Source organism: Seleniivibrio woodruffii (genome assembly GCF_004339245.1).
Classification (GTDB): domain Bacteria; phylum Chrysiogenota; class Deferribacteres; order Deferribacterales; family Geovibrionaceae; genus Seleniivibrio; species Seleniivibrio woodruffii.
This window is the reverse complement of sequence record NZ_SMGG01000005.1, coordinates 246,398-269,693: the sequence shown is the minus strand read 5'-3', so window position 1 is coordinate 269,693 and position 23,296 is coordinate 246,398. Positions and strand designations below refer to the sequence as shown.

The following is a 23,296-nucleotide window of genomic DNA, read 5'->3' as shown; positions in this document are numbered from 1 at the left end:
GCATCTAAACGGCAATTTCCCAAAACGAGCTCCCTCCTTTTATAAAGGAGGGCTGGGGTGGATTTTCATTTACGCTCCAAAATGTAAAACTTGCCCAAATGCATCCTTATGATGTAATATTATAAAATGCATAGATTCTTTGTCATAATTCTGATTTCACTGATATGTGCCGATGCCTTTGCGGCGGGGATATACCTGCGGGGCAGAGGGCACTTCAGCGAGCTTGTCATAACCGGAATAGCCGACAGGATAATATCCGTCAGCAAGGGAAGCGACATGCTCGCCGTGGAATCGTCAACCCCTCTCTCAGGCATCGACGGCGGCAGGATAAACGACCCGTTCATCCGCTCTATAGCGGTTAACGGCCGCATACTCACCATCTCGCTTTTCCCCGGAAACGACTACACGGTCAACACCAGCGGAAAGGATTTTAAACTGGTGGTGGCCAAAAAGAAGCAGACGGACAATATAAAAACCGGATACGGAATAGAACAGCCCGTGGCCTCAAAGGATATGGTGCAGATAGAGGATACGGAGATGGAGGCGGCGCTCGGCAGGCTGGACGGTCTGATAGCGTCCAGAAACTACACCGATGCAATGAATCTGGCAGAGAGTATAGTAAAATCCGGCAAGAACAACTACTACAAACAGGAAGCCATGTTCCGTCAGGGACTTATATATCTCTACACCGGAAAGGATAACTACAACAATTACGTTTTTGCATCACAGCTTTTCGACAATTTCCTGAAACAATATCCCGACTCCTTCCGCAAAAAGGACGCAATGATAAAATCCGCCGAGGCAAAGGAGCTGGCTCAGCTCTATAACGAGGCGATATTCGCATACAACAACGTGATAAAGTCTCTGCGGGCGCCGGATGTGATTAAGACCGCATACGAGCGCATAGCCGACATTTACACCGAAATGGGTAAATATAAGGACGCAATCGAGACCCGCAGGCAGATAATTGAAAAGTTCAGGTCGGAAGAGGGGCCGCAGAACTCCCGTATAGGCATGCTGCAGGCCAGAATGAAGGACTACGACCTTGCATATTCGTCATTCCTGACCGTGATGAACAGCGGTGTCGAGCTGAACAAGCTTGGACCAGAGGTTCTGTATACCATGGCGGACGTTTTTGAAAACAAATCGCAGGACGACACCGCCAGAGCCCTTTACGAAAGGGTATATTCAGTGTTCCCGTCCAGCAAGGAAGCCGATATGTCGGCTTACCGCTCGGCCATGATCCTTAAAAAGACCGGAAGTCCCCTCAGTGTGGACAACAGGCTGGAATTCTGCGCAAAGACCTTCCAGAGGAAAAAGGGCGGGATGCTCTGCTCTGTTGCATACGCAGAGAGACATCTGGGCAAAAAATCGTCCGAGGAGTGGAGCGACTATCTGAAAGGGCCTCTTACATCTCAGGACATCGAGACACGCTCCGAAGCGGAAATGCTTATCATAAGAGCACTTTTCAGCGAGAAAAGATTTGACGAGGCCGACAGGAAGGTCAGCGAGTTCATAAAGCGCAACTACACCTCCGAGCATCTGCCGGAAGTTTACAACATCCGCCAGCAGATACTTCTGAGCAAGGCGAGGGATGCATATAAGAAGTCTAACTATGCTCAGGCGAAGAGTATAACCGAAGGACTGCTCAGGGAATATCCGGACACGGTATATAAAAAGAACGCTCTGGAGATACTTCAGGATATCAGCTTTGGCGGGATCCGTGACAAGTTCAAGGCCGGAAAATATAAAGAGACTGTGGACAGCCTGAACAAATATCTGGCTGAAAACGCCGACCTTGTGAGCCCCGGAAAATGGCTCGCCATGCTTGAAGAAGCAAAATATTTCTATACCAAGCAGGTATTTGACTCGAAAAACTACAACGGAACAATAGTTATCGCCGGTGAATATCTGACATCGTTCCCTAACGGCAAAAACAGAGATAACGTGCGCAAGATGCTTGAGGCCTCCATATCAAACGTGATAGGCGGACATTACAGAAAGCAGGCCTACATTCAGCTTGTTGGCGTATACGATAAGAATCAGACAACGATAATCACCAGTGCGAATGCTGATTTCAGAGACAGAATGAACAGTTACGCCGCCTTTGCTCTCTATAAGCTGGGAATGGGCGACAAGGCTCAGAGGATTCTGGACAGGAACAAAAACGGCAAGAATCCCTATTTCGTGCTTACTTCGCTGCTTCTGGGCAGAGAGGTGCAGAACGTCGATCCGAACATCTTCTCTGCTGAAATGATGGACTATCTGGTTCTGGAGCTTGAGAAAAAGAATCCGGATCTGCTCATCCACCTGCTGTCGAAATATAAGAAAGACCCCGCCTATGCGGCAAAAGAGACCTATGCTCTCAGCAAGGGCGTGTTTGACGATATAAAACGTGAAAAGATGCTGTTCGACCTTTATATGAAGGTGGACTCAGATCCGAAATCACGCTTCAAAGGCTACGACGAGATATATCTGGATACGGGTATATCCTTCTTTAAAAGGAACAACTTCGACAGCTCCGTAAAGGTGCTGGAGCAGTTCAAGCTGATACACGCCGCCCGTGACGACAAAAGGGCGGAAGGACTCTATTACCTCGGCAAGGCCTATCAGAAGATGGGAAAGGCCGACCAGAGCAGAAATGCTTTCATGGAGCTGATGGAGAGCGTGCCCAAATCGGTGTACGCATCTGCAGCAAAAGCCGAGCTGGAGGATGTCAAGTGGCGGAATTCCCTGAAAAACTAGACAAAACAGGCGAAATGGAGATGCTGGCGCAGGCCTTCTCCGCTTTCAGCGAAGCCTCCGCAAAACTGGAACAGCAGTACGCCATCATAGAGGAAGAGGCCAAAAAGCTCCGTGAGGAAGTCGAAGACAAGAACCTTCAGCTTTCAAAACTGAGCAGTCTTCTGGAATCGGTTCTGAACAACTCAAACAGCTGTGTTCTGGCTCTTGATTCCGCAGGGAACATTCTGGTTAAAAACCCCACCGCCGAAAGTCTTTTGAGCGAAATAGGCATAGAGGCTTTCGCCGCTATGCTGGCAGGGCACAGAGAGCCGGGAATATTCGATCAGGAAGCGGACGGCAGAACCTTCCGCATTTCGGTGGGACGTCTGGAAAACCTTGAACAGAAAGGATATGTATACATAATAGACGATGTGAGCCACATTAAGCATCTGGAAGCCGAACGCCAGCGTGATGAAAAGCTGGTGCTGATGGGCGAGATGGCGGCGAACATCGCCCATGAAATACGCAACCCGCTGGGCAGTATAGAGCTTTTCGCTTCGCTTCTGGAGCGTGACCTCAAGGGTGACGAGTCCGGCACTAAGCTGACCCGCTCCATTGTCAAGGGTGTGCGGACGATAAATTCTATAATTTCCAATATACTTCTTTTCACTAAGGAGATAAAGCTGGAGCCTCAGAACAGGTTCACGGCGGATATTATTGATGATGTTGTGCTTTATCTTCAGCATCTCATGAAAGAGAAGAGTATCAGGTTCATAAACAGGATAGACGAGGAGCACACCGTCAGGTGCGACACGGAGCTTTGCAAGCAGGTTGTGATGAACATTGTCCACAACGCCATAGAAGCCGTCGGCGAGGGCGGGCAGATCGTCATCGAATCCTTTTCGGAGGCCGACAGGTCGGGCTTTACGGTGACCGACAACGGAAGCGGCATAACCGAATCCATGCGGAAAAAACTGTTCATTCCCTTTCAGACCACGAAGGCCAAGGGAACCGGACTGGGGCTTGCCATCGTTTATAAGATCATGAAGGCTCACGGAGGCCAGATATCTGTGGACAGCGACGGCGCAACCTATACTAAATTTATTGTTGAATTTCCAGCATAAGGGGCTGTTATGGATTTATCATCTAAAAAGATCCTGATTGTTGATGATGACGACAACATGCGTGAGGCCATGGTTGAGACCGTCCGCAGGATGGGCGTTTCCGTGGACTATGCAACCGACGGGCAGGAGGGTTTTGAAAAGGCCTCAAGACTGCCGTATGACCTGATAATCAGCGATATGAGGATGCCAGTTGTGGACGGAATGGGTATGCTGAATCTTCTGACCGGTTCCGGCGTGACCGCTCCCGTCTGCTTTGTTACTGCCTTCGGAACCGTTAATAATGCTGTTGACGCCCTTAAACTGGGGGCTTTTGACTATATACTGAAACCCTTTGCGCCGGAGGTCATAGAGGAACTGGTGCGCAGGGTGCTTGAGCTGGAGGACGTGGCTCCTTCATCCAAACGGAAAAAGAATACCGCAATATTCCGCAGTGCCTTCATGGCACAGCTTTTTTCACTGGCAAGGGATGTCGCCGCAAGCGAGGCCACAGTGCTTATCACCGGAGAATCCGGTACGGGTAAGGAGGTCTTTGCCCGCTATATCCACGAAAACTCAAACCGAAAGAACGGCCCTTTTGTGGCGGTCAACTGTGCGGCACTGCCCGATAATCTTATCGAATCAGAACTTTTCGGCTACGAGAAGGGAGCTTTCACAGGAGCTGTGAACCGCAAGCCGGGCAAGTTTGAACTGGCGGACGGCGGAACAATACTCCTTGACGAACTGGGAGAGATACCCCTTCATCTTCAGGCAAAACTGCTTCGTGTTCTTCAGGAAAAAGAGATAGAGAGGCTGGGCGGTACAAAGCCTGTGCGCATCAACGTGCGTATTCTGGCAACCACCAACAGGGATCTTAAAAAAGAGGTGGAGGCCAATAACTTCCGTGAAGACCTCTACTACCGTCTGAATGTGATATCAATCGAGCTTCCGCCCCTGCGTGACCGCAAGGACGACATCATGGAACTTGTTTCATTCTTCATAGAAAAATACTGTCAGATAAACGGAAAGAATCAGTGCAGGCTTGCGGACGATGCAAAAAACGCACTGCTGAACTACGACTGGCCGGGCAACGTCCGTGAACTGGAGCACACCATCGAGCGTGCCGTGGTTCTCTGCCGTGATGACGTTATAAACGAAAAAAATCTTTTCCTTCATGGGATAACTATAAATCAGTTTCTGCTGGATAAACAGGAAATCTCAGCCGCATCAGGAGATTGCCAGACAGCAGAGCCGGTTTCCGTGCAGGCGGAAAAGCCTGCGGCGGGGCTTACTCTCGGCGGTACAATCGCCGATATGGAGCGTGAGCTGATCCTTAACACCCTTAAGCAGACCGACGGCAACAGAACCCGTGCGGCGGAGCTTTTGGGTATTACCGTGCGCACCCTGCGCAACAAGCTGAACGAATACCGTGAGATGGGAATCGACGTTTCGGGCGACTGAAAATGAAGACTCTCTATGTGATAGCGGGGGCGAACGGTTCAGGCAAGACCACATTTGCCAGAAAATACTGTGCTGCGAAAGATATACCATTTCTTAATGCCGACGATATCGCTGCGGAATATCAGCGTGGCGGTTTCGGAACCAGAAATCTGGCGGCGGGAAAAGAGCTGCTCAGGCATCTTTCGGGCTACGTTCATTCGGGTAAGACCGTTGCTTTTGAGACCACCCTTTCGGGACTTGCTTATGCCAGAAGACTGAACGAGGCGAAGGGGATGGGATACAGAATTGTCCTTTTCTATCTGTTTGTTGACAGTCCGGATGTTTCCATCGAAAGGATACAGGGGCGTGTGAAGGCCGGCGGACACTACATTCCCGACGAAGTGGTGAGAACCAGAACCCGTAAGAGCATCTGTAATTTCTTCAGGGTGTACGAAACTCTGGCGGATCTCTGGTTTATGTACTATAATGGCGGTATGGAACCACTGAAGGTGGCTGAAAAACTTGGCAGTGTTTCGCAGGTTTTCGATACCAGACGCTACGAAATGCTAAAGGTGAGATGTGAAAAATAGTGTCTACGAGTTGGCAGCAGAGGCCGACAGAATTTTCAGAGAAGCAGTTTTTCAGGCTCAGGAAGACCTGAAATCCAAAAATATCCCCCTGGTCTATGTGAACAGGGACAGCAAACTGTGCTGGCAGATATCTGACGACAAGATCGTTTGCAGAAAGCCCCGTTCGGGCAAATTCAAAATTTCCGAATAATCCCCTATAGTCCGACCCGTTCCTTGTGATGTGACTCTTTCGGCATGTATATTGCTTATAATACTGCACGGAGGAAAAAATGGACGGTATCTTCACAAGAATGGGAGTCGACAAACTGGCACTTGCGCTGAACACCGCATCGGTAAAAAACGATGTGATAGCCGAAAACATTGCCAACGTTGACACTCCCGGATACAAAGCGAAAGACCTGAAGTTTTTTAACGTCATGAACGAATATCTTGGAAACGGGAAAAAATTACCCCTCGCCAGAACAGACGAGAAACATCTTCCCACGGCCATGAGCAAAATTGACCCCTCCGAATATGTTTACGATCAGAACAACCCCTCTGTCCGCAACGACGGAAACGACGTAAATCAGGACTACGAGATGAGCCAGATGGCGGAAAACAGCATTCGCTATCAGATGTTTTCCCAGATGACAGCGGGCAAGTTCACCAAGCTGAAAGAAATTCTCCAGAGCAGATAAGAGGTCGCCATGAGCTTTTTTAACATAATGGGTGTATCCGCAACAGGAATGAGCGCACAGAGGATAAGGATCTCAACCATATCCGCAAACCTTGCCAATGCGCAGACCACCAAAACAGCCGAAGGCGGGCCTTATAAGCGTAAAGACGTTGTTTTTCAGACTCTTATGGAAGGCGAGAACAGAGGCGGGGTTAAGGTTGACCGTGTGGTGACCGACCAGAAAGCGCCCCTTCTTAAATATGAGCCGGAGCATCCGGACGCAAACGAAGAGGGCTACGTTGCCTACCCCAATGTGAACCCCATTGAGGAGATGGTGAACATGCTGGATGCCTCCAGAAACTATGAGGCGAACACAACGGTTCTCAACACGGCAAAACAGCTTGCGCTGAGAGCACTTGAAATAGGTAAAGCATAGTATATATTAGATAGATAGGCGGCCGTCCGGAAACATTCGCTCAGAAAGGACGGCGCAGGCGGAACAGCCCGGTTTAAATAAGCGGAACATATTTCCGGTTTAGATAAATTAGGTTGTAAAATAAGGGCTTAGTATATTATAGTAGTAGGAGCAGGGGTCAGGTATGTCCGAGATTAACAAGTTGAATTTTTTACTGCCCAACAGACTGGAGACAGCTACTTCATCTCAGGCCGAAAAGTCTGAAGACAAAGTGGATTTCTCTGCGCTGCTCAAAGACGCCCTTAAAGACGTTAACAATGCACAGCTGACAGCTGACGACGCAGTGCAGAAGATGCTGAGCGGAGAGAACAAAGACATACATTCAACCATGATCGCCCTGCAAAAAGCAGACGTATCTCTTAAAATGATGCTTGAAGTCCGTAACAAAATTATGGACGCATATCAGGAGATACTCCGCACTCAAGTTTAATGACTGACACCGGAGTAACTGCATTTATTCCGGAAATCAAATGTGCGAGGGTGTATGGCTCTTGGGGACATGGTTTCCCAGTTTCAGGAAACTTTTAAAAAACTGACTCTTCTTCAGAAAGCATCTGTTGCGGCTGCGGTTGCGGCGGTTGTTATTTCTGTCATCGTAATTGTCTACTGGGCTAACCGCCCGACATACAAGGTACTTTTCGCAGGTCTCAGTCAGGAGGATGCGGCTTCTGTCGTTGACAACCTGAAAGGCAGCAAGATCCCCTACAAAATAGAGGAGAACGGCGGAAAGATAACCATTCCGGAACAATACGTTTATGAAACAAGGCTGAACCTTGCCAAAGAGGGGATACCCACAGGCGGCGGCGCAGGTCTTGAACTTTTCGACAAATCATCATTCGGCATGACAGAGTTCATGCAGAACATCAACTATCAGCGTGCACTTCAGGGCGAACTTGCCAGAACCATCTCCTCAATAAAAGAGGTGGCCGAGGCCAGAGTCCACCTGACACTTCCCAAAGACAGACTTTTCATCTCCGATGAGGAGGATGCAAAAGCATCTGTCGTCCTGCGCCTCAGAAACAATGAAAACCTCGGCAGGGAAGAGGTCAAAGCCATTGCTTCTTTAGTTTCGGGAGCCGTTAAAGGGCTTAAGCCTGAGAATGTCCAGATAGTCGACACCTCCGGCAGGCTCTTAAGCGAGTTCCTGACGGATTCCGCCGAACCGCTTATGCTCACCCAGACACAGCTTGAGTATCAGCGCAAGGTTGAAAAGGATCTTGAGAACAAGGTGAACGAGATCCTCGGCAGAACTCTGGGAGTGGGAAGCGCAGTTGCGAAAGTCACCGCTGACATCGACTTTGCCAAAAGGGACGTGACCAAAGAGGAGTTCGACCCGAACCCCGTTCTCCGTTCTCAGCAGTCGATGGAGATAAACAGTTCAAACAGCCCCCAGACACCCGAAGGCGTTCCCGGTGTTCAGAGCAACCTTGCCGAACCGGAGATAACCCCCGCAGGGCAGAATCAGGAATATACCAAGAGCGAAGAGACACAGAACTTTGAAGTGGGCAAGACCGTTACGGTCGAGCAGAAGCCCTATGGAACCATAAACAGGATAACCGTTGCCGTTGTTGTCGACGACAAGAAAGAACCGGGCAAGGACGACAAGGGTGCCGACATTCTGGTGGGAAAACCCAGAACAGCCGCCGAGATACAGTCCATCAAAAACCTTGTTTCAATGGCGGTTGGTTTCAACGCAGAGAGAAAAGACCAGATAGAGGTGACCAACATCTCCTTTGACACCACGGCAAAGGATCAGGAGGACACCGAGCTTAAGCGGGAGAAGACTATGGAGCTTGTCACCATGCTTTCCAAATATGCTCTGGCGTTTGTGATAGTTCTTCTGTTCTATTTCCTCGTTATCCGCAGGATCCTCAAGAAGATGGACAAACCTGTCACGGTTCACGAGGACGGCTCCATCACCTACGGCGATCTGGGGCGTGACGATGTCGGACTTGAACTTAACATGAACGACAGATATCCCAAGTCACTGGAAGAGCTTGAAAGAGAGATTGAGAACGAGCTGAACGAGGGTGCGCCGCTTGATGTTGAAACGGTCAAATCCAAAGTCATGCTTAAGAAGATAGAGGAATTTGCCTCCGACGATCCCGAAGCCATGGCAAACCTTGTGAAAACACTTTTGAAAGGAGACTAGCGTCATATGATGTCTGACGAGGGACTTAAAAGAGCCGCAGCGATAATGATTGCTCTGGGAGAAGAGATTACGGCTCCCGTTCTGGCATTTCTTGACGAGGACGAGGTGGCGGAACTTTCAAAAGAGATAGCCACCACCAGAGTTGTGTCTCCTGAAAAGATGGACGAGTACATCGAAGATTTTTACAACATGATGCTCGCCAAAAAATTCATCGCAAAGGGCGGTCTTGAATATGCCAAGAGCGTTCTGGTGAAGTCTCTGGGGCCTGAGCGTGCCAGAAAGATCATCGACAGACTTACAAAAATGCTGGAGCAGTCTTCGGGCTTCGACTTTCTTGCGAAGATCGACCCGAAACAGCTTGCAAAATTCATACAGACCGAACATCCCCAGACCATCGCACTGATCCTTGCCCACCTCGACCCGTCGCAGGCGGCGGAGTCGCTGGCACAGCTTCCCGAAGATATGAAGGCGGACATTACCCTGCGTATTTCAAATCTTCAGGATATCTCGCCTTCGGTGGTAAAGACCCTTGCAAGGGTTCTGGAGGAGAGGTTCGAATCCCTTTCGTCTTACAACGTTGAGGTGGGCGGCGTAAAATCCGTTGCGGAGATATTCAACCGTATGGACAGAACCACCAGCAAAAACACTCTGGAAAAACTGGAAAAGGAGAGTCCGGAGCTTGTTGCTGCCATCAGGGATATGATGTTCGTTTTCGAGGACATCAAAACTCTCAACGACGTTGCACTTCAGGAGATCCTGAAAAAAGCCGACAAAAAAGCCCTCACAATGGCTCTCAAAGGTACGGACGAGGAGATGCAGGAGCGTTTCTTCAAAAATATGTCCAAACGTGCAGTTGAGACCATGAAAGAGGAGATGGAATATATGGGCCCCGTCAAGCTGAAAGAGGTGGAGAAAGCTCAGCACGAGATAGTCTCCATTGTCCGTGAGCTTGAGGAAGAGGGCATCGTCAGCATCGGCGGCGGTGACGAAGACCAGTACGTTTAATGACGGTGGTTTATGTCCAGAATCATTAAAGACAGCAAACTGAATCCTAAAAAACTGCGCAGTTTCGACTTCACCGTGTATGAAGAGGTGGAGCGAGGTCAGCGTCCTTTCGACCTTATTAAGGTCGGCGAGATGGACTATGTCCCCGGCGAAACTCAGATGAAGGTCGCCAGTTTTGATGAGGAAGTTGAACTGCACAGAGCCGTTGTGGTTCAGGATGCGGGGGCTGTCCGCCCTAAGAAATTTGTCCCCGAATCATTCGACAGCGCTCCGAAAGAGCTTATCGTTCATTCCGAAGAGGCCGTTCAGACGGAGGCCGATGCGGAACCGGAAAAGCCATCCATCACCGAAGAGGAACTGGAAGCCATCCGCAGGGAGGCATATCAGAAGGGTATGGCCGACGGAATGAACAGAGGACTTGTTGAGGGCGAACAAAAGGCCAAAAAAGCCTATGATGCCGAACAGGCGGATTATCTGGCCAAACTTCAGGCCACTTACAACGAAGTTATAGCTCAGGCGGCGGTTTTCAGAAGTGCCGTTGATCAGCTGGATGCCCAGCTGCCCGATATAGTCACGTCTATGGTGACGGATATCATCGGAACCGAGCGCAAGATAAACAATGACCTTGTGGTGTCGGTTACCAGAAAGAGTCTCGATTCCCTGCGGGATATGGAGAAGATAGTTTTTCTGGTGAATCCGGACGACGTTGCCACCATGTCTGTGGTATTCCCCGATTACGAAACCCAGCCCGACAGAAATGTCGCAAAGGGAAGTCTTAAAGTGCAGACAAATGTCGGAGAGCTGAATTTCTGTATTGAAAGGATGCTGGACGAATTTGCGGAAAGGATACATGAAGAATTTGGCACGCCTGAAGGCAGTTGACCATAAGCCCTCGGTTCAGATCAAGGGCAGGGTAACAAAGATTGTCGGACTCACAATAGAGGCTGACGGCCCTCTGCTGGGTATCGGTACGAGATGCCGAATCGAAGGATACGGCGGAAACGAGATCCTGGCGGAGATAGTGGGTTTTAAGGACGACAGGATAGTGCTTATGCCCTATGGGGAGAGCGAGGGGATCGCACCCGGCGCACCCGTCACAAACGAATCATACGGAAACACGGTCAAGGTGTGCGACGGTCTGCTGGGCAGAGTGCTCGACGGACTGGGAAACCCGCTGGACGGCAAAGGCCCCATACGGGATTTCGACCTCATCAACGTGTATAACAGCCCCCCGCAGGCTCTCGAACGAGAGATAATAAAGGACCCGATCGCAACAGGCATAAAGGCCATCGACAACCTTATCACTGTGGGCATGGGACAGAGGGTCGGTATTTTTGCGGGTTCCGGCGTGGGTAAATCCGTCACTCTGGGTATGATAGCCAGAAACACAAACGCAGACGTAAACGTTATCGCCCTAATAGGCGAGCGTGGACGTGAGGTGCGTGAGTTCATAGAGAGAGATCTGGGCGAAGAGGGGCTTAAGCGCAGCGTGGTGGTGGTTGCAACCTCCGACCAGTCGGCTCTGGTGCGAAAACTCGGTGCGTTCGTGGGAACGGCCATAGCCGAGTATTTCCGCAACAAAGGGCTTAATGTAATGCTTATGATGGACTCTGTAACCCGTTTTGCCATGGCGCAGAGGGAGATAGGTCTGACTGTCGGCGAACCGCCCACCACAAAAGGTTACACGCCTTCGGTTTTCGGTCTGTTGCCGAAACTTCTTGAAAGGGCAGGCACACAGAAGGGTCCCGGCTCAATAACAGGGCTTTACACTGTTCTGGTTGAGGCGGACGACATGAACGACCCCATAGGTGATACCGTCCGTTCAATCATCGACGGACACATTGTGCTCTCAAGGGCACTGGCGGGGAAAAACCATTATCCCGCAATAGACGTTCTCAACAGCGCAAGCCGACTCATGAAAGAGATAGTCACCGACAGGCAGTATGACAACGCCGGCCGTTTCCGTGACCTTCTGGCCACATATAACGAGGCGGAAGACCTTGTTAACATCGGCGCATACGTTAAAGGCAGCAACCCGAAGATTGACGAATCCATTTCGAAGATAAACGATATTAACGGATTTTTAAGGCAGAGGATAAACGAATCCTTCACTCTGGATGAGAGTGCGGGCATGATAGATAAAATAGTCGGCATCTCATGAAGCGGCAGTTCAGACTACAGAAAGTCCTTGAATACAGAGAGCGGGTTGTCGAGATAGAAAAGGGCAAGCTCTCGGTGCTTAACACCAGACTTCTGGAAAACAGAAACCGCATTATGGCTGTTCAGGCTGAGATTGAGACCAAAATTGCCGAAAGCGACAGCGCAAACTCCGCAATGCGGGTTCTTTTCGAAAAATACATTAAAAAACTGAACGAAGACAAACAGCAGCTCATCAAGGTTAAAAGGCAGATTGAGACCGGAATCGAAATTCAGAAGAAGAAGGTTCTGGAATCCATCGAGCGTCACAAGGTGATGGAGAAGCTGAAAGACAAGCATATCGAAAATTTCAGAGCGTTTCTGAACAAAGAGGAGATGAAGCTCATCGACGAGCTGGCAATCTCAAGGAGCGGGAGATCAGATGAATAAGATTATCATTACAGCTGTTATAGCGGCGGCGTTCGTGCTGCCTGTCCACGGGGAAAATCTGGCGGATCTGCAGGCCATTTCCAAACAGCTGGACGTCAGAAAGAAAGAACTGGACAACAGAGAGAAGGCCGTCCGCCAGAAAGAGGACAGGCTGAAAGCTCTGGAGGACAACCTCATCCAGAAAGAGATAGACATCCGCAAGATGCAGGAGGCGGTCAACGCCCGCCTGAAAGAGATTAAGGTTCAGGAGGATGCAAATCTGGACAAGCTGGCCAAGGACTACAACTCGGCCAAAGCCAAGAGTGCGGCTCAGGTGATCGTTAAGATGGATCTGGACAAGGCCGTTCAGCTGTTTCAGCGACTTCCCTCCATGACCGCCGGAAAGATTCTTTCGGCCATGGGAACCCTCGACCCCGCCTTTGCGGCAAAAATATCGGAAAAACTGACACCCGAAAAAATTCAGGGCGTGCAGAACTGATGTATCCACACCTGCACGAAGAGGCGGTGACCTTCCAGACACCGTCCGTTGAGCCTGACGTAGGCGAATTTCTGGAAACTTTTACAAAGGCTTTAAGACCCAAAAGCATATTGGAGATAGGCTGCGGAATAGGCGTTTCAAGCTATTATATGGCATCAGGTTCAGGCGGGGCGAAGATGACCTGTCTGGACAGAAACGAGATGCGGCTGGAACAGGCAAGAAGAATCTGCGCAAAATTTCCCGACACAACGTTCATAAACGCCGACGGCGTTGAGTTTATGAAAAACTGCACCGAAACCTATGACATGATATTCATAGACTCCATGAAAAGGCAGTACCCCATCGCATATTACTATGCGGAAAAACTGCTGAACGACGGCGGTTTCATCGTTCTGGACGATATGTTCATGTACGGTCACATATTTGACGAGGACTGCGAGATACCGAAAAGATATATCGGGGCGACAACGGCTCTCAGGGAGCTTATCGCCCATATCAAAAATACAACAGTGTGCAGTGTTCTGCCGCTGACGGGCGGCGTTGTCGTTGCCGCCAAGAGGAAATGATGAACAAACCGGAACTGCTTGCTCCCGCAGGGAGTTTTGAAAAGATGCAGGCCGCTGTGCAGTTTGGTGCGGATGCGGTCTATTTTGCCGGAAGCGGCTTCGGCCTGCGTGCCCGTGCGGGCAATTTTGAAGCGGACGAAATGGCGGAAGCCTTCGCTTTTCTGCGTGCCAACGGCAAAAAAGGGTATGTGACGGTTAACGCATACCTTAAAAACGGAGAATTTGAAGGGCTGAAAGAGTATTTCGGTCTGCTTTCGGAGATAAAGCCCGACTCGGTGATAGTCTCCGATCCCGGAGTTTTCCACTACGCAAAAAAATATGCACCGAAAATCCCCATACACATCAGCACTCAGGCAAACGTGACAAACCTTGCCGCCGTTGAGTTCTGGCACGAAATGGGAGCGGAGCGGGTGATACTCGCCCGTGAGCTTTCAGGCGAAGAGATACGGCATATCTGCAAAAACACCTCATGCGAGATAGAGGTGTTCGTCCACGGAGCAATGTGCATATCCATGTCCGGACGCTGTCTCATCAGCAACTATATGACCGGACGGGACGCAAACGCAGGGGACTGCGCACAGCCCTGCCGCTGGAACTATGCTCTGGTGGAACAGAGCAGGGAAGGACAGTATTATCCTGTGGAGCAGGACGAAAGGGGCACATATTTCTACAACAGCAAGGATTTATGTCTGATAGACCGTATCGGTGAGCTCACCGATGCGGGCGTGAAGAGCCTTAAGATAGAGGGGCGGATGAAGAGCGTCATGTACGTTTCCGTTGTTACGGGTGTGTACAGGCAGGCCATCGAAAAAGCCATCCAAGGCAATTACATCACAGACAAAAGATGGATGGAGATGCTACAAAGCGTCAGCCACAGGGAATATACAGAGGCTTTCTACGACAGCGAGGCCGACCACAAGAGCATGAACTACGGCACATCAAGCTATATAAGGGGATGTGAATATCTTGGGCAGGTTCTGGGTGACGCCGAAGACGGAACCCTCATTGAGGCCAAGGGCAAGTTTGCGGCGGACGAAGCTGTCAGCGTGCTCACTCCCGACATGGAGGAGACACATATTCTGACCGGTGCAATCACCGAACCAAACGGTAAGCCGTTGGAGTTCACCAAGCCGGGGATAAAGTGTATCCTGAAAGGGCTGAAACTTCCGGCAGGAAGCATAATAAGACGATACGAGAAATAGTTAATGGATGAGACTGCCACGGGCTGATAGCCCTCGCAGTGACGCCTGACTTTTTGTCATTGCGAATCTGCGAAGCAGGTGCGGCAATCTCATAACATAAAGCAGTTATCAAAGGACAATATGCAATACAAAGAACTGGTAAACCTTCTTAATCTTTACAGCAGAAAATACTATACAGAGGACGATCCGCTTGTTTCCGATGCGGAATACGACAGGCTCTATAATGAGCTTGTGCGGATGGAGACAGAAGACCCGTCCGTAATCTCACCCGACTCACCCACACAAAGGGTGGGTGACAGACCCGTCAGCGACCTTGAAAGCGTGACCCATGAGGTTAAGATGCTTTCACTGTCAAACGCTTATAACGAGGAAGAGCTTCAGCACTTCATAAACACCTGCCTGAAAGAGGCGGAGCGGGAGCTGAAATTTGTCGTGGAGCCTAAGATCGACGGTCTGGCGGTGGTTCTGACCTATGAGAACGGAGTGCTTGTCCGTGCGGCCACCCGCGGCGACGGAGTCACTGGAGAGGACGTCACCCATAATGCCAGAACGATATTGTCTCTGCCGTTAAGCATTGACTATAAAGAGAAACTCACCGTAAGGGGTGAGGTCTACATGCCCGTTAAGGCGTTTGAGAGGCTGAACCGTCAGCAGGCGGAGAAGGGGCTGAAACTGTTTGCCAACCCCCGCAACTGTGCGGCGGGCACACTCAGACAGCTCGACAGCAGGATAACTGCGGCCAGAGGGCTTGATATATTCGTTTACGGAGTGGACTTCGGCGGAAGCAGGTTTCATCACGACGACCTTGAGTTTCTGCGGAAACTGGGTTTTCCGGTGAACCCGCTCATAAAGCAGTGTGCAGATTTCTCGGAAGTTTGGGCTTTGGTTGAGCATATAGGCAGTGTAAGGAACTCACTGGAATACGATATAGACGGCGCAGTTATAAAAGTCGATTCAAAAGAGGCTCAGGATATTCTGGGCGTAACCATAAAAGCCCCCAAGTGGGCAATTGCCTACAAATATCCGTCACAGGAGGCGACAACTACGCTTCTGGATGTGGATTTTCAGGTGGGACGCACGGGAACCATCACTCCCGTGGCAAAGCTTGAACCTGTTTTTCTTGCAGGATCAACAATTTCCAATGCCACCCTTCATAACTACGACGAAGTATCAAGGCTGGGGCTTCTCATAGGCGACAGGGTGATCATCCGCAAGGGAGGGGATGTTATCCCCAAGGTTGTTATGGCTGTTAAAGACCTTCGCACAGGAGATGAAAGGGAGATTTCCTATCCTTCAGTCTGTTCCGTTTGTGCTACTGAACTTGTTAAAGACGAAGAGGACGTTTCGGCCAGATGCCCGAACATAGACTGCCCCGCAAGGGTAAAGCTGTCCATCCTGCATTTCGCATCGAGAAAGGCCATGGACATTCAGGGCTTCGGCGAGGCGCTGGTGGAACTGCTGGTTGACGGCGGGCACATCAGAGACGCAGCGGACATCTACGAGAAAGACCTGAACTTCCTGAAAGAACTGGACGGTTTCGGCGAGAAATCCGTTACGAATATTCAGGCGGCCATAGAGGAATCCAAAAAGAAAGCATTTGACAAAGTTCTTTTCGGAATAGGGCTGAAACACGTCGGCGAGCGCACTGCGCAGTTGCTGGCAGAGCATTTCGGCAATATCGACAGGCTGATGTCGGCAACGGTTGAAGAGCTTGTTTCGGTGAACGATGTGGGCGAAGAGACGGCGAAGGCCATTTCTTCGGCATTTCAGGATAAAAGAGTGATAGAATTGGTGGAAAGGCTGAAAGCGGCCGGGCTTAGGTTTGAGTTTGAAAAGGCTCAGAACGCTTCGGATGCCCTTGGCGGGAAGACCTTCCTTGTTACGGGAACACTCAGCAGGCCCAGAGAGCACTTCCATCAGCTTATAAAGGACAACGGCGGCAAACTTTTGTCGTCGGTCTCAAAGAACCTGAATTATCTTCTTGCGGGCGAGAGTGCCGGTTCCAAACTGGAAAAGGCGCAGAAACTGGGTGTTGCGGTTATCAGCGAAGAACAACTGATGGAGATGCTTAATGTCTGACAAAATCTATATCATATCCGACGGTACCGGCCAGAGTGCGGTGAATATAATGAAAGCGGCTCTGCTCCAGTTTTCAGACCCCAACATGAAACTTTCCGTCTATGCAATGGTGCAGGACGATACCCAGCTGCTCTCGATCCTTGAGCATGCGAAGATAGAGAATTCCATGGTGGCCTGCACAATGGTCGGCAGGGAGAAGAGGGATATTGTCAAAAGATTCTGCGAGGAGAACGGGCTGTCCCATGTGGACATTCTGGGGCCTTCGCTGGATGCTCTGTCAAAGCATCTGAACAAGGAGCCGATGGAACTGCCCGGTGTTCTGCGAAAGGTGGACGAGAAATACTTCAAGCGTATCGAGGCAATGGAGTTCACCCTGACCCACGACGACGGCAAGACGCTGAAAGGCATACACGAGGCCGACCTTGTTATTCTGGGGCTTTCCAGAACATCAAAAACCCCCACATCCTTCTATCTGGCTCAGCAGGGCTTCAAGGTGATAAACGTTCCCCTTGTGCCCGAAGTGCCGATTTCTGAGGATATTTTCAAGATCGACCAGAACAAGGTCGTCATTCTTATGATGGAGCCTGAGGTTCTGCAGAAGATAAGAAGTGCCCGCCTGAGACACTATAAAACCACCAGCTCATACAACAGCCTCAGCAAGATTTTTGAAGAGGTCGAGTTCTGTTATGAACTGGTGCGCAAACACCGCAGATGGAACATGGTTAACACAACAAATAAATCCATCGAGGAGACGGCACGGGAAATTATTCATGCGGTATACGGCAGGGATATGGAGCTTTAATACATATTTCTGTCATATGTTTAACAGAATTATGAATAATTATTAGCATATTAATTGATTATTCTGTTTAATTAATCTGTAAACTTTCTTGTTGATAAATCCTTTGCGATATAATAATCTCTCTTGGATTCTTAATGTGGAGGATTTATGAAGAAATTTTTATTAAGTTCCGCACTGCTTCTTACATCAGCTCTGACAGCTTTTGCAGGACACGTTGATACCTACGGTATCGGCTCAAAAGCAACTGCGATGGGCGGAGCGGTTACAGCAGGGATAGACGATCCCTATGCTGTTTACTACAACCCTGCGGCCATGGTAAACATCAAAAGGCCTACACTTTCCATCGGTACTCATCTTGTCGATCCGCACCTTACAATTAAAAACTTTAACGTGAAAAACTCCGGCACTCTTGCTGACGGCGACATAAACGTCGACGGCATTAAAGACGAGTCAGATCTGCTCGTTGTTCCGCACTTCGGCTATGTGCACCCCCTCAACGACAAACTGACCTTCGGTGTTGCTTTCTACGTTCCCTACGGACTCGACCTGAAGTGGAACCCCAACGAAAATGAAAACCCCGCTGCCTACAACACTTTCCACTCATGGTATCTGAGAGAGGTTCTTACTCCTTCTCTGTCTTACAAAGTGAACGACAAACTTTCACTGGGTGCAGGCATCTCCATCGGTAAAGCGAAAGCGGGCAACGAAAGAAAAAGATACGTGCCCGAAAAAATGAAAAACGCACAGGTTATGGCGGCTGTCGCACAGGCTAACGGCATTCCCTCTGCTCAGGCTCCCGCTGTGGGTGCTGCCCTTGCGGCGGCTTACACCGAGCTTGACGGTGCGCACATCAAAATGGAATATGAAGATAACTTCAACCTTTCATACAACCTCGGCGCACTCTACAAGTTCAACGATAAATGGACAGCCGGTTTAACATACCGCAGCTACTCCAAAATCAAGTTTGACGACGGCGATGCTAACGTCAATCCCGAAATGCAGTACTGGAAAAACGAGCATCTGGACACCACAACGGCTGTGGACACTCCCGATACTATCCAGCTCGGCGTTCAGTATCAGGTCACTCCCAAGCTTAAAGTTGAAGCTGACCTCGTGCGCACCTTCTGGAGCCGCATCGATTCCTACACTGTAAAACTTGACGACTACCTCCTTCAGTCTGAAATCGCTCCCACTCTTATCCCCGGAGCAAACGAAGAGTACTTCAAAAGAAACTGGAAAGACACATGGCAGTACAGACTTGGCGCTGAGTACAAACTCAACGACAGGGTTGACCTGAGAGCAGGCTACTACTATGACCCCACAGTTGTTCCCGAAGATACATTCGACGTTCTGTGGCCCGACTCTGACAAACACGTCTTCTCCGGCGGTGTTGGTGTTCACTTCAAAAGAGTTGATGTTGACACGGTTATTCAGTACATCCTCATCAAAGAGGTAAGCGTAGCTTCCGGCGCAAGCCACAACCTTGACGACAGCTATTCCAGACCCGGCATGCACGACGCTGATGTTGCAGCTACGGCAGGCGGACATATCTGGAGTTTCGGAGTTACGGTTTCTTATAAGTTCTAAATTACGAGGGGCGGTTTAACCGCCCCTTTTTTTGATGCTCATATGCTTTCCATATGCTTCGCATTTCTTCGTTGGAGTTCAAAAAATAATGCTCATGTACACATACGTACACTGCGCCTATTTTTTGCCCTCCGCCTTGAACTGCTCGCATCTGAAAAGCAAATGAATATAAATGCACAGCGTCTCTGCGAACGCAGTGAATCGGGTATTTCCTCTTTTCTTTGAACGGTAATTCCGCTATTATATTCGTCAAAATGAACGACGGAGACTTAAACCAATATGCTGTCCAGAAGGGATTTTTTAAGATTATCCTGCATAGCCTCCATCTCGCTTGCCGCCCCCGAATCTTTCGGGGAGATTCTGCATAGATTCGACAACGAACCCGAAGTTAAGGACAGCCTGTTTTTCAACAAGGACTACTTCCGCAAGATAAAGGAATTCGACCGCAGTTTCCCCGACGACTACATGGCAACACCCGAAGAGTTTGTTCTCATCCGCTCCGTATCGGCGAAGATACGCTCGGTGATGAACCACGTGGGCTATGTCAACTTCAACGTGATAAACTACGACGACCTTCTCAGGGCTATGAAGCAGTATTCCTCACTCCGCAGGTTCGACCAGAAGGAACTGGATTATATTGAGGAGATTTTTGCCAGAGATGCCGCCGACTACGGGTTTTTCGGCGAAAAGGTAATGACCTCGCTAACAGACAACATCAGGCGCAATGATATAGTCAGAATACCCCGTACCGGACATTATATATATAAGGATGCGGTTTCCACACACGACAAGATAATGAAGGACATGAAAAGCCTCACGCTGACATCCGGCATCAGGGGAACCGTAAAACAGCTCTATCTTTTTCTGAACAAGGCTGTTCAGACCAGAGGCAACCTTTCAATGGCCTCCCGCTCCCTCGCTCCCGTGGGCTATTCGTTTCATGGCATAGGCGATTTTGATGTGGGCATCAGAGGCTGGGGTGCGGACAACTTCACCGACAGGTTCGCCACCACAAAAGAGTATGCAAGCCTCATCGAAGGCGGATACATGCGGATCCGATATGACGAAAAGAACCCCTACGGCGTGCGGTTTGAACCGTGGCATGTAAAAGTGGTCTGAAATGAGGTTCTACAGGCAGGCTGAAAGATACGTCCTTGAGTTTTTTCAGCGTCTCACCATAAGCTACAGCTATTTTATAAGCAACGAACTGAGAAACCATGCGGCGGCGGCGGCGTATTACATGCTTCTGTCACTCATTCCGCTGGTGCTCTTTCTGTTTTATATATTTGATACTTTTCTGGCTAAGTACCCCAACTTTTCCGAGGAGCTTTTCTATCTGCTCTCAACCTTCAACGAGAACATTTCCCCGCAGATGTTCAAGGATCTGGGCATTTCAGGCAGTGCGGGAAGTGCACTGGGGATATTCGGTCTTCTGAACCTTGTGTGGTCCAGCCGCCTTATTCTGGTGTCAATCCAGCGGGCGTTTTTCGTCATATTCCCCTCTGAGAATAAGCGCAACTTCTTTATGGAGAATGGAATAGCATTTATAATTCTCCCTGTGGTCTTTGCGCTCGTGCTCATGCTCACCGTTTTCAGTGCCGTTAAAGGGCTTATCATACAATACCTTACATTCTTTAATATGACCGGGATCCTTGTGATCCACTCCATATCCATAGCTTCTGTTGTAATTTCGGCTCTGCTCAGCTTTATGCTGGTGTTTATGAGTTTCAGATACATCCCTGTCAAGAAGCCCGATTCGAAGAGCGCCGCCAAAGGGGCCGTGCTTTTCATTCTGCTTTATTCCGCAGTCAAGTTTGCGGCGTTCGGCATGTTCAACATGTTCAGCGTCAGCACGGCATACGGCATCGTGGGGTCTATCATCGTTGTTCTGGTCTGGGCATATGTGGTTTTCATGCTGTACCTATACTGCGCCCAGTTCGTTTTCGTCTGCTACCGTGCGGATATCCTCATTCTTAACATGCTGTTCAGTGCGGAGAGGCCTTCTGCCCTTTTCATGCGGATGAACGGCCGCCTTCTGGACAGATTCGCCAAAAGGCTGAAAAGCGGCGAGGTTCTTTTCAGACAGGGCGACGAAGGCTGTGACATATATTATGTTCAGGACGGCAGGATGCGTATAATAATTGACGGCAAGCAGGTTGGCAGTGTCGGCGAAGGGGAGATCTTCGGAGAGATGGCGCACATCACCGGAGAGAAGAGAACGGCAACCCTTCAGGCCGAATCCGATACAAAACTGCTGGCTCTCTCGCCCTATGAATTTGACGAGATACTTAAGGACAGTCCGGTGCTCTCCCGCCGGATAATAACAGCTCTCTGCGGCCGTCTGCGCAGAACCGACGAGGCTCTGAGCAGGCTGGGCACCGAAGAGCAGCCGCATTGAGTCTTTTTGGAAATATTTATTGACAGACCTACCACTTTAACCTATAAACTTTAGTTCACCCTTATACCGTCCTAGAGGTGCGTTTAAAAATGTTTGCGACTCTGAATGACAAGCTCAACGGCGTATTTAAGAGACTGAAAAAACAGGTACGCCTTGATGAAAGCAATATAACAGAAGCACTTAAAATGGTGCGCATGGCTCTTCTTGAGGCCGACGTAAACTATAAGGTCGTCAAAAACTTTATAGGCAGCGTTCAGGCAAAGGCCATGGGCGAAGAGGTTCTCAAAAGCCTCACACCCGATCAGGTATTCATCAAGATAGTGCACGACGAGCTTGTTGAGATCCTCGGCGGAAAGGATTATGACGAGGGCAAGATAAGGCTGAACTCACAGCCCCCCACCGTTATCATGATGGCGGGTCTTCAGGGTTCGGGTAAAACAACATCATCCGGTAAACTTGCCGGACTGCTGATGAAGCAGAAAAGAAACGTTCTGCTTGTTGCAGGCGACATCTATCGCCCTGCGGCCATAGACCAGCTTGAAACACTGGGTAAACAGCTCGGATGCGACGTTTACTCCGACAGAGACTCCAGAGATGCGGTTAAGATCGCAAAGGATGCTCTTGAATATGCAAAAAAGACCGCAAAAGATGTGGTTATTATAGATACCGCCGGACGTCTTCATATCGATGAAGAGCTTATGGCGGAGATTGTCCGTACGAAAGAAGCCGTTAACCCCGACGAGATACTGTTCGTTGCCGATGCAATGACAGGTCAGGATGCGGTGAACGTTGCAAAGGCCTTCAACGAAAGCCTTGAAGCAACCGGTATCATCCTTACCAAAATGGACGGCGATGCAAGAGGCGGTGCCGCACTCTCTATTAAAGAAGTGACAGGCAAACCCCTTAAGTTCATCGGTACGGGCGAAAAAATGGGCGAGTTCGAAGCCTTTTATCCCGACAGGATGGCTTCCAGAATTCTCGGAATGGGCGATATCGTCACTCTGGTTGAGCGTGCGCAGGAATCCATCGAAGACGGCGATGCGGAAGACATGGCCGAAAAGATGGCAAAACACGGCCTCGACTTCGACGATATGCTCAAACAGTTCAAAATGATAAAGAAGATGGGCTCCCTTGAGAGCATCATGCGAATGATACCCGGTCTGAACAACATCTCCATGGGCGACATGGACGAGAAACAGTTCAAAAAGATTGAGGCCATCATCTTCTCAATGACACGTCAGGAGCGTAAGAACGCAAAAATTCTTAACTCCGGCAGAAGAAAAAGGATAGCAAGAGGCAGCGGAACTTCTGTTGCCGATGTTAATAGACTGGTAAATCAGCTGAATCAGATGAACAAGATGATGAAGCAGATGAAAAAGAAACTGGGCGGCTCCAATAAGCTGAACCCTGCCATGATGAGAGATTTTCTCAAAATGAGATAACAGATATAATATATC

General features: G+C 49.6%; 22 protein-coding genes. All 22 read left to right on the top strand.

The annotated features are described in order from the left end of the window. The first annotated feature begins 126 nt into the window (after positions 1-126). The 22 genes from C8D98_RS10855 to ffh all read left to right on the top strand — a co-directional run bounded on the left by C8D98_RS10855 (position 127) and on the right by ffh (position 23,281). Complete coding sequence (locus C8D98_RS10855) at positions 127-2,745, top strand: tetratricopeptide repeat protein (RefSeq protein ID WP_132874170.1); 2,619 nt, start codon at positions 127-129, stop codon at positions 2,743-2,745. Then, entirely contained in the window at positions 2,721-3,848 is a 1,128-nt protein-coding gene (locus C8D98_RS10850) for a sensor histidine kinase (protein WP_243640963.1), read from the top strand. Before C8D98_RS10855 ends, C8D98_RS10850 begins: the two co-directional genes overlap by 25 nt. A 9-nt stretch (positions 3,849-3,857) precedes the next feature. Next, entirely contained in the window at positions 3,858-5,285 is a 1,428-nt protein-coding gene (locus tag C8D98_RS10845) for a sigma-54-dependent transcriptional regulator (protein WP_132874169.1), read from the top strand. Positions 5,286-5,287: 2 nt separating this feature from the next. Further along, positions 5,288-5,854 carry an ATPase gene (locus C8D98_RS10840; RefSeq protein WP_132874168.1) on the top strand — a complete coding sequence of 189 codons (567 nt, stop codon included), beginning with the start codon at positions 5,288-5,290 and terminating at the stop codon, positions 5,852-5,854. Further along, positions 5,844-6,044 (top strand): hypothetical protein, encoded by a 201-nt coding sequence (locus C8D98_RS10835; protein WP_132874167.1) that lies wholly within the window; start codon positions 5,844-5,846, stop codon positions 6,042-6,044. The genes C8D98_RS10840 and C8D98_RS10835 overlap by 11 nt, the downstream gene beginning before the upstream one ends. A 79-nt stretch (positions 6,045-6,123) precedes the next feature. Then, positions 6,124-6,531 carry a flagellar basal body rod protein FlgB gene (gene flgB, locus C8D98_RS10830; RefSeq protein ID WP_132874166.1) on the top strand — a complete coding sequence of 136 codons (408 nt, stop codon included), beginning with the start codon at positions 6,124-6,126 and terminating at the stop codon, positions 6,529-6,531. 9 nt (positions 6,532-6,540) lie between these two features. Then, a complete protein-coding gene (gene flgC / locus C8D98_RS10825; protein WP_132874165.1) occupies positions 6,541-6,945 on the top strand; it encodes a flagellar basal body rod protein FlgC in 405 nt (134 codons plus the stop codon). Positions 6,946-7,108: 163 nt separating this feature from the next. Then, a complete protein-coding gene (gene fliE / locus C8D98_RS10820; protein ID WP_132874164.1) occupies positions 7,109-7,414 on the top strand; it encodes a flagellar hook-basal body complex protein FliE in 306 nt (101 codons plus the stop codon). A 54-nt stretch (positions 7,415-7,468) separates the two neighbouring features. Then, on the top strand, positions 7,469-9,136 hold the full coding sequence (gene fliF / locus C8D98_RS10815; protein WP_132874163.1) for a flagellar basal-body MS-ring/collar protein FliF: 1,668 nt from the start codon (positions 7,469-7,471) through the stop codon (positions 9,134-9,136). 6 nt (positions 9,137-9,142) lie between these two features. Then, a complete protein-coding gene (gene fliG, locus C8D98_RS10810) occupies positions 9,143-10,141 on the top strand; it encodes a flagellar motor switch protein FliG (protein WP_132874162.1) in 999 nt (332 codons plus the stop codon). A gap of 12 nt (positions 10,142-10,153) precedes the next feature. Then, positions 10,154-11,023, top strand: a complete 870-nt coding sequence (locus tag C8D98_RS10805; RefSeq protein WP_132874161.1) for a FliH/SctL family protein — start codon at positions 10,154-10,156, stop codon at positions 11,021-11,023. Then, entirely contained in the window at positions 10,992-12,302 is a 1,311-nt protein-coding gene (gene fliI, locus C8D98_RS10800) for a flagellar protein export ATPase FliI (protein WP_132874160.1), read from the top strand. Before C8D98_RS10805 ends, fliI begins: the two co-directional genes overlap by 32 nt. Continuing rightward, positions 12,299-12,727: a flagellar export protein FliJ gene (locus tag C8D98_RS10795; protein WP_132874159.1), complete on the top strand. Its 429-nt coding sequence runs from the start codon at positions 12,299-12,301 to the stop codon at positions 12,725-12,727. The genes fliI and C8D98_RS10795 overlap by 4 nt, the downstream gene beginning before the upstream one ends. Next, positions 12,720-13,205: a MotE family protein gene (locus C8D98_RS10790; protein ID WP_132874158.1), complete on the top strand. Its 486-nt coding sequence runs from the start codon at positions 12,720-12,722 to the stop codon at positions 13,203-13,205. The genes C8D98_RS10795 and C8D98_RS10790 overlap by 8 nt, the downstream gene beginning before the upstream one ends. After that, positions 13,205-13,771 carry an O-methyltransferase gene (locus C8D98_RS10785; protein WP_132874157.1) on the top strand — a complete coding sequence of 189 codons (567 nt, stop codon included), beginning with the start codon at positions 13,205-13,207 and terminating at the stop codon, positions 13,769-13,771. Before C8D98_RS10790 ends, C8D98_RS10785 begins: the two co-directional genes overlap by 1 nt. Next, a complete protein-coding gene (locus tag C8D98_RS10780; protein ID WP_132874156.1) occupies positions 13,771-14,973 on the top strand; it encodes a peptidase U32 family protein in 1,203 nt (400 codons plus the stop codon). Before C8D98_RS10785 ends, C8D98_RS10780 begins: the two co-directional genes overlap by 1 nt. Before the next feature lie 120 nt (positions 14,974-15,093). Beyond that, positions 15,094-17,052 (top strand): NAD-dependent DNA ligase LigA, encoded by a 1,959-nt coding sequence (gene ligA, locus C8D98_RS10775; RefSeq protein WP_132874155.1) that lies wholly within the window; start codon positions 15,094-15,096, stop codon positions 17,050-17,052. Beyond that, entirely contained in the window at positions 17,045-17,854 is an 810-nt protein-coding gene (locus C8D98_RS10770; protein WP_132874154.1) for a pyruvate, water dikinase regulatory protein, read from the top strand. The genes ligA and C8D98_RS10770 overlap by 8 nt, the downstream gene beginning before the upstream one ends. Before the next feature lie 147 nt (positions 17,855-18,001). Further along, positions 18,002-19,441: an OmpP1/FadL family transporter gene (locus C8D98_RS10765; RefSeq protein ID WP_132874153.1), complete on the top strand. Its 1,440-nt coding sequence runs from the start codon at positions 18,002-18,004 to the stop codon at positions 19,439-19,441. Positions 19,442-19,720: 279 nt separating this feature from the next. After that, positions 19,721-20,560, top strand: coding sequence for a M15 family metallopeptidase (locus C8D98_RS10760; protein WP_132874152.1), 840 nt, complete (start codon positions 19,721-19,723; stop codon positions 20,558-20,560). Position 20,561: 1 nt separating this feature from the next. After that, a complete protein-coding gene (locus tag C8D98_RS10755; RefSeq protein WP_132874151.1) occupies positions 20,562-21,839 on the top strand; it encodes a YhjD/YihY/BrkB family envelope integrity protein in 1,278 nt (425 codons plus the stop codon). Positions 21,840-21,928: 89 nt separating this feature from the next. After that, the gene (ffh, locus tag C8D98_RS10750) at positions 21,929-23,281 is read left to right on the top strand and encodes a signal recognition particle protein (RefSeq protein WP_132874150.1); all 1,353 of its coding nucleotides are present in this window, start codon (positions 21,929-21,931) and stop codon (positions 23,279-23,281) included. Positions 23,282-23,296: the final 15 nt, after the last annotated feature.

Excerpts from the sequence above, each read along its gene's own strand:
- C8D98_RS10855 (WP_132874170.1), top strand. The coding sequence starts at position 127 with ATGCATAGATTCTTTGTCATAATTCTGATTTCACTGATATGTGCCGAT.
- C8D98_RS10845 (WP_132874169.1), top strand. The coding sequence starts at position 3,858 with ATGGATTTATCATCTAAAAAGATCCTGATTGTTGATGATGACGACAAC.
- C8D98_RS10840 (WP_132874168.1), top strand. The coding sequence starts at position 5,288 with ATGAAGACTCTCTATGTGATAGCGGGGGCGAACGGTTCAGGCAAGACC.
- flgB (WP_132874166.1), top strand. The coding sequence starts at position 6,124 with ATGGACGGTATCTTCACAAGAATGGGAGTCGACAAACTGGCACTTGCG.
- flgC (WP_132874165.1), top strand. The coding sequence starts at position 6,541 with ATGAGCTTTTTTAACATAATGGGTGTATCCGCAACAGGAATGAGCGCA.
- fliE (WP_132874164.1), top strand. The coding sequence starts at position 7,109 with ATGTCCGAGATTAACAAGTTGAATTTTTTACTGCCCAACAGACTGGAG.
- fliF (WP_132874163.1), top strand. The coding sequence starts at position 7,469 with ATGGCTCTTGGGGACATGGTTTCCCAGTTTCAGGAAACTTTTAAAAAA.
- fliG (WP_132874162.1), top strand. The coding sequence starts at position 9,143 with ATGATGTCTGACGAGGGACTTAAAAGAGCCGCAGCGATAATGATTGCT.
- C8D98_RS10805 (WP_132874161.1), top strand. The coding sequence starts at position 10,154 with ATGTCCAGAATCATTAAAGACAGCAAACTGAATCCTAAAAAACTGCGC.
- fliI (WP_132874160.1), top strand. The coding sequence starts at position 10,992 with ATGAAGAATTTGGCACGCCTGAAGGCAGTTGACCATAAGCCCTCGGTT.
- C8D98_RS10795 (WP_132874159.1), top strand. The coding sequence starts at position 12,299 with ATGAAGCGGCAGTTCAGACTACAGAAAGTCCTTGAATACAGAGAGCGG.
- C8D98_RS10790 (WP_132874158.1), top strand. The coding sequence starts at position 12,720 with ATGAATAAGATTATCATTACAGCTGTTATAGCGGCGGCGTTCGTGCTG.
- C8D98_RS10785 (WP_132874157.1), top strand. The coding sequence starts at position 13,205 with ATGTATCCACACCTGCACGAAGAGGCGGTGACCTTCCAGACACCGTCC.
- C8D98_RS10780 (WP_132874156.1), top strand. The coding sequence starts at position 13,771 with ATGAACAAACCGGAACTGCTTGCTCCCGCAGGGAGTTTTGAAAAGATG.
- ligA (WP_132874155.1), top strand. The coding sequence starts at position 15,094 with ATGCAATACAAAGAACTGGTAAACCTTCTTAATCTTTACAGCAGAAAA.
- C8D98_RS10770 (WP_132874154.1), top strand. The coding sequence starts at position 17,045 with ATGTCTGACAAAATCTATATCATATCCGACGGTACCGGCCAGAGTGCG.
- C8D98_RS10765 (WP_132874153.1), top strand. The coding sequence starts at position 18,002 with ATGAAGAAATTTTTATTAAGTTCCGCACTGCTTCTTACATCAGCTCTG.
- C8D98_RS10760 (WP_132874152.1), top strand. The coding sequence starts at position 19,721 with ATGCTGTCCAGAAGGGATTTTTTAAGATTATCCTGCATAGCCTCCATC.
- C8D98_RS10755 (WP_132874151.1), top strand. The coding sequence starts at position 20,562 with ATGAGGTTCTACAGGCAGGCTGAAAGATACGTCCTTGAGTTTTTTCAG.
- ffh (WP_132874150.1), top strand. The coding sequence starts at position 21,929 with ATGTTTGCGACTCTGAATGACAAGCTCAACGGCGTATTTAAGAGACTG.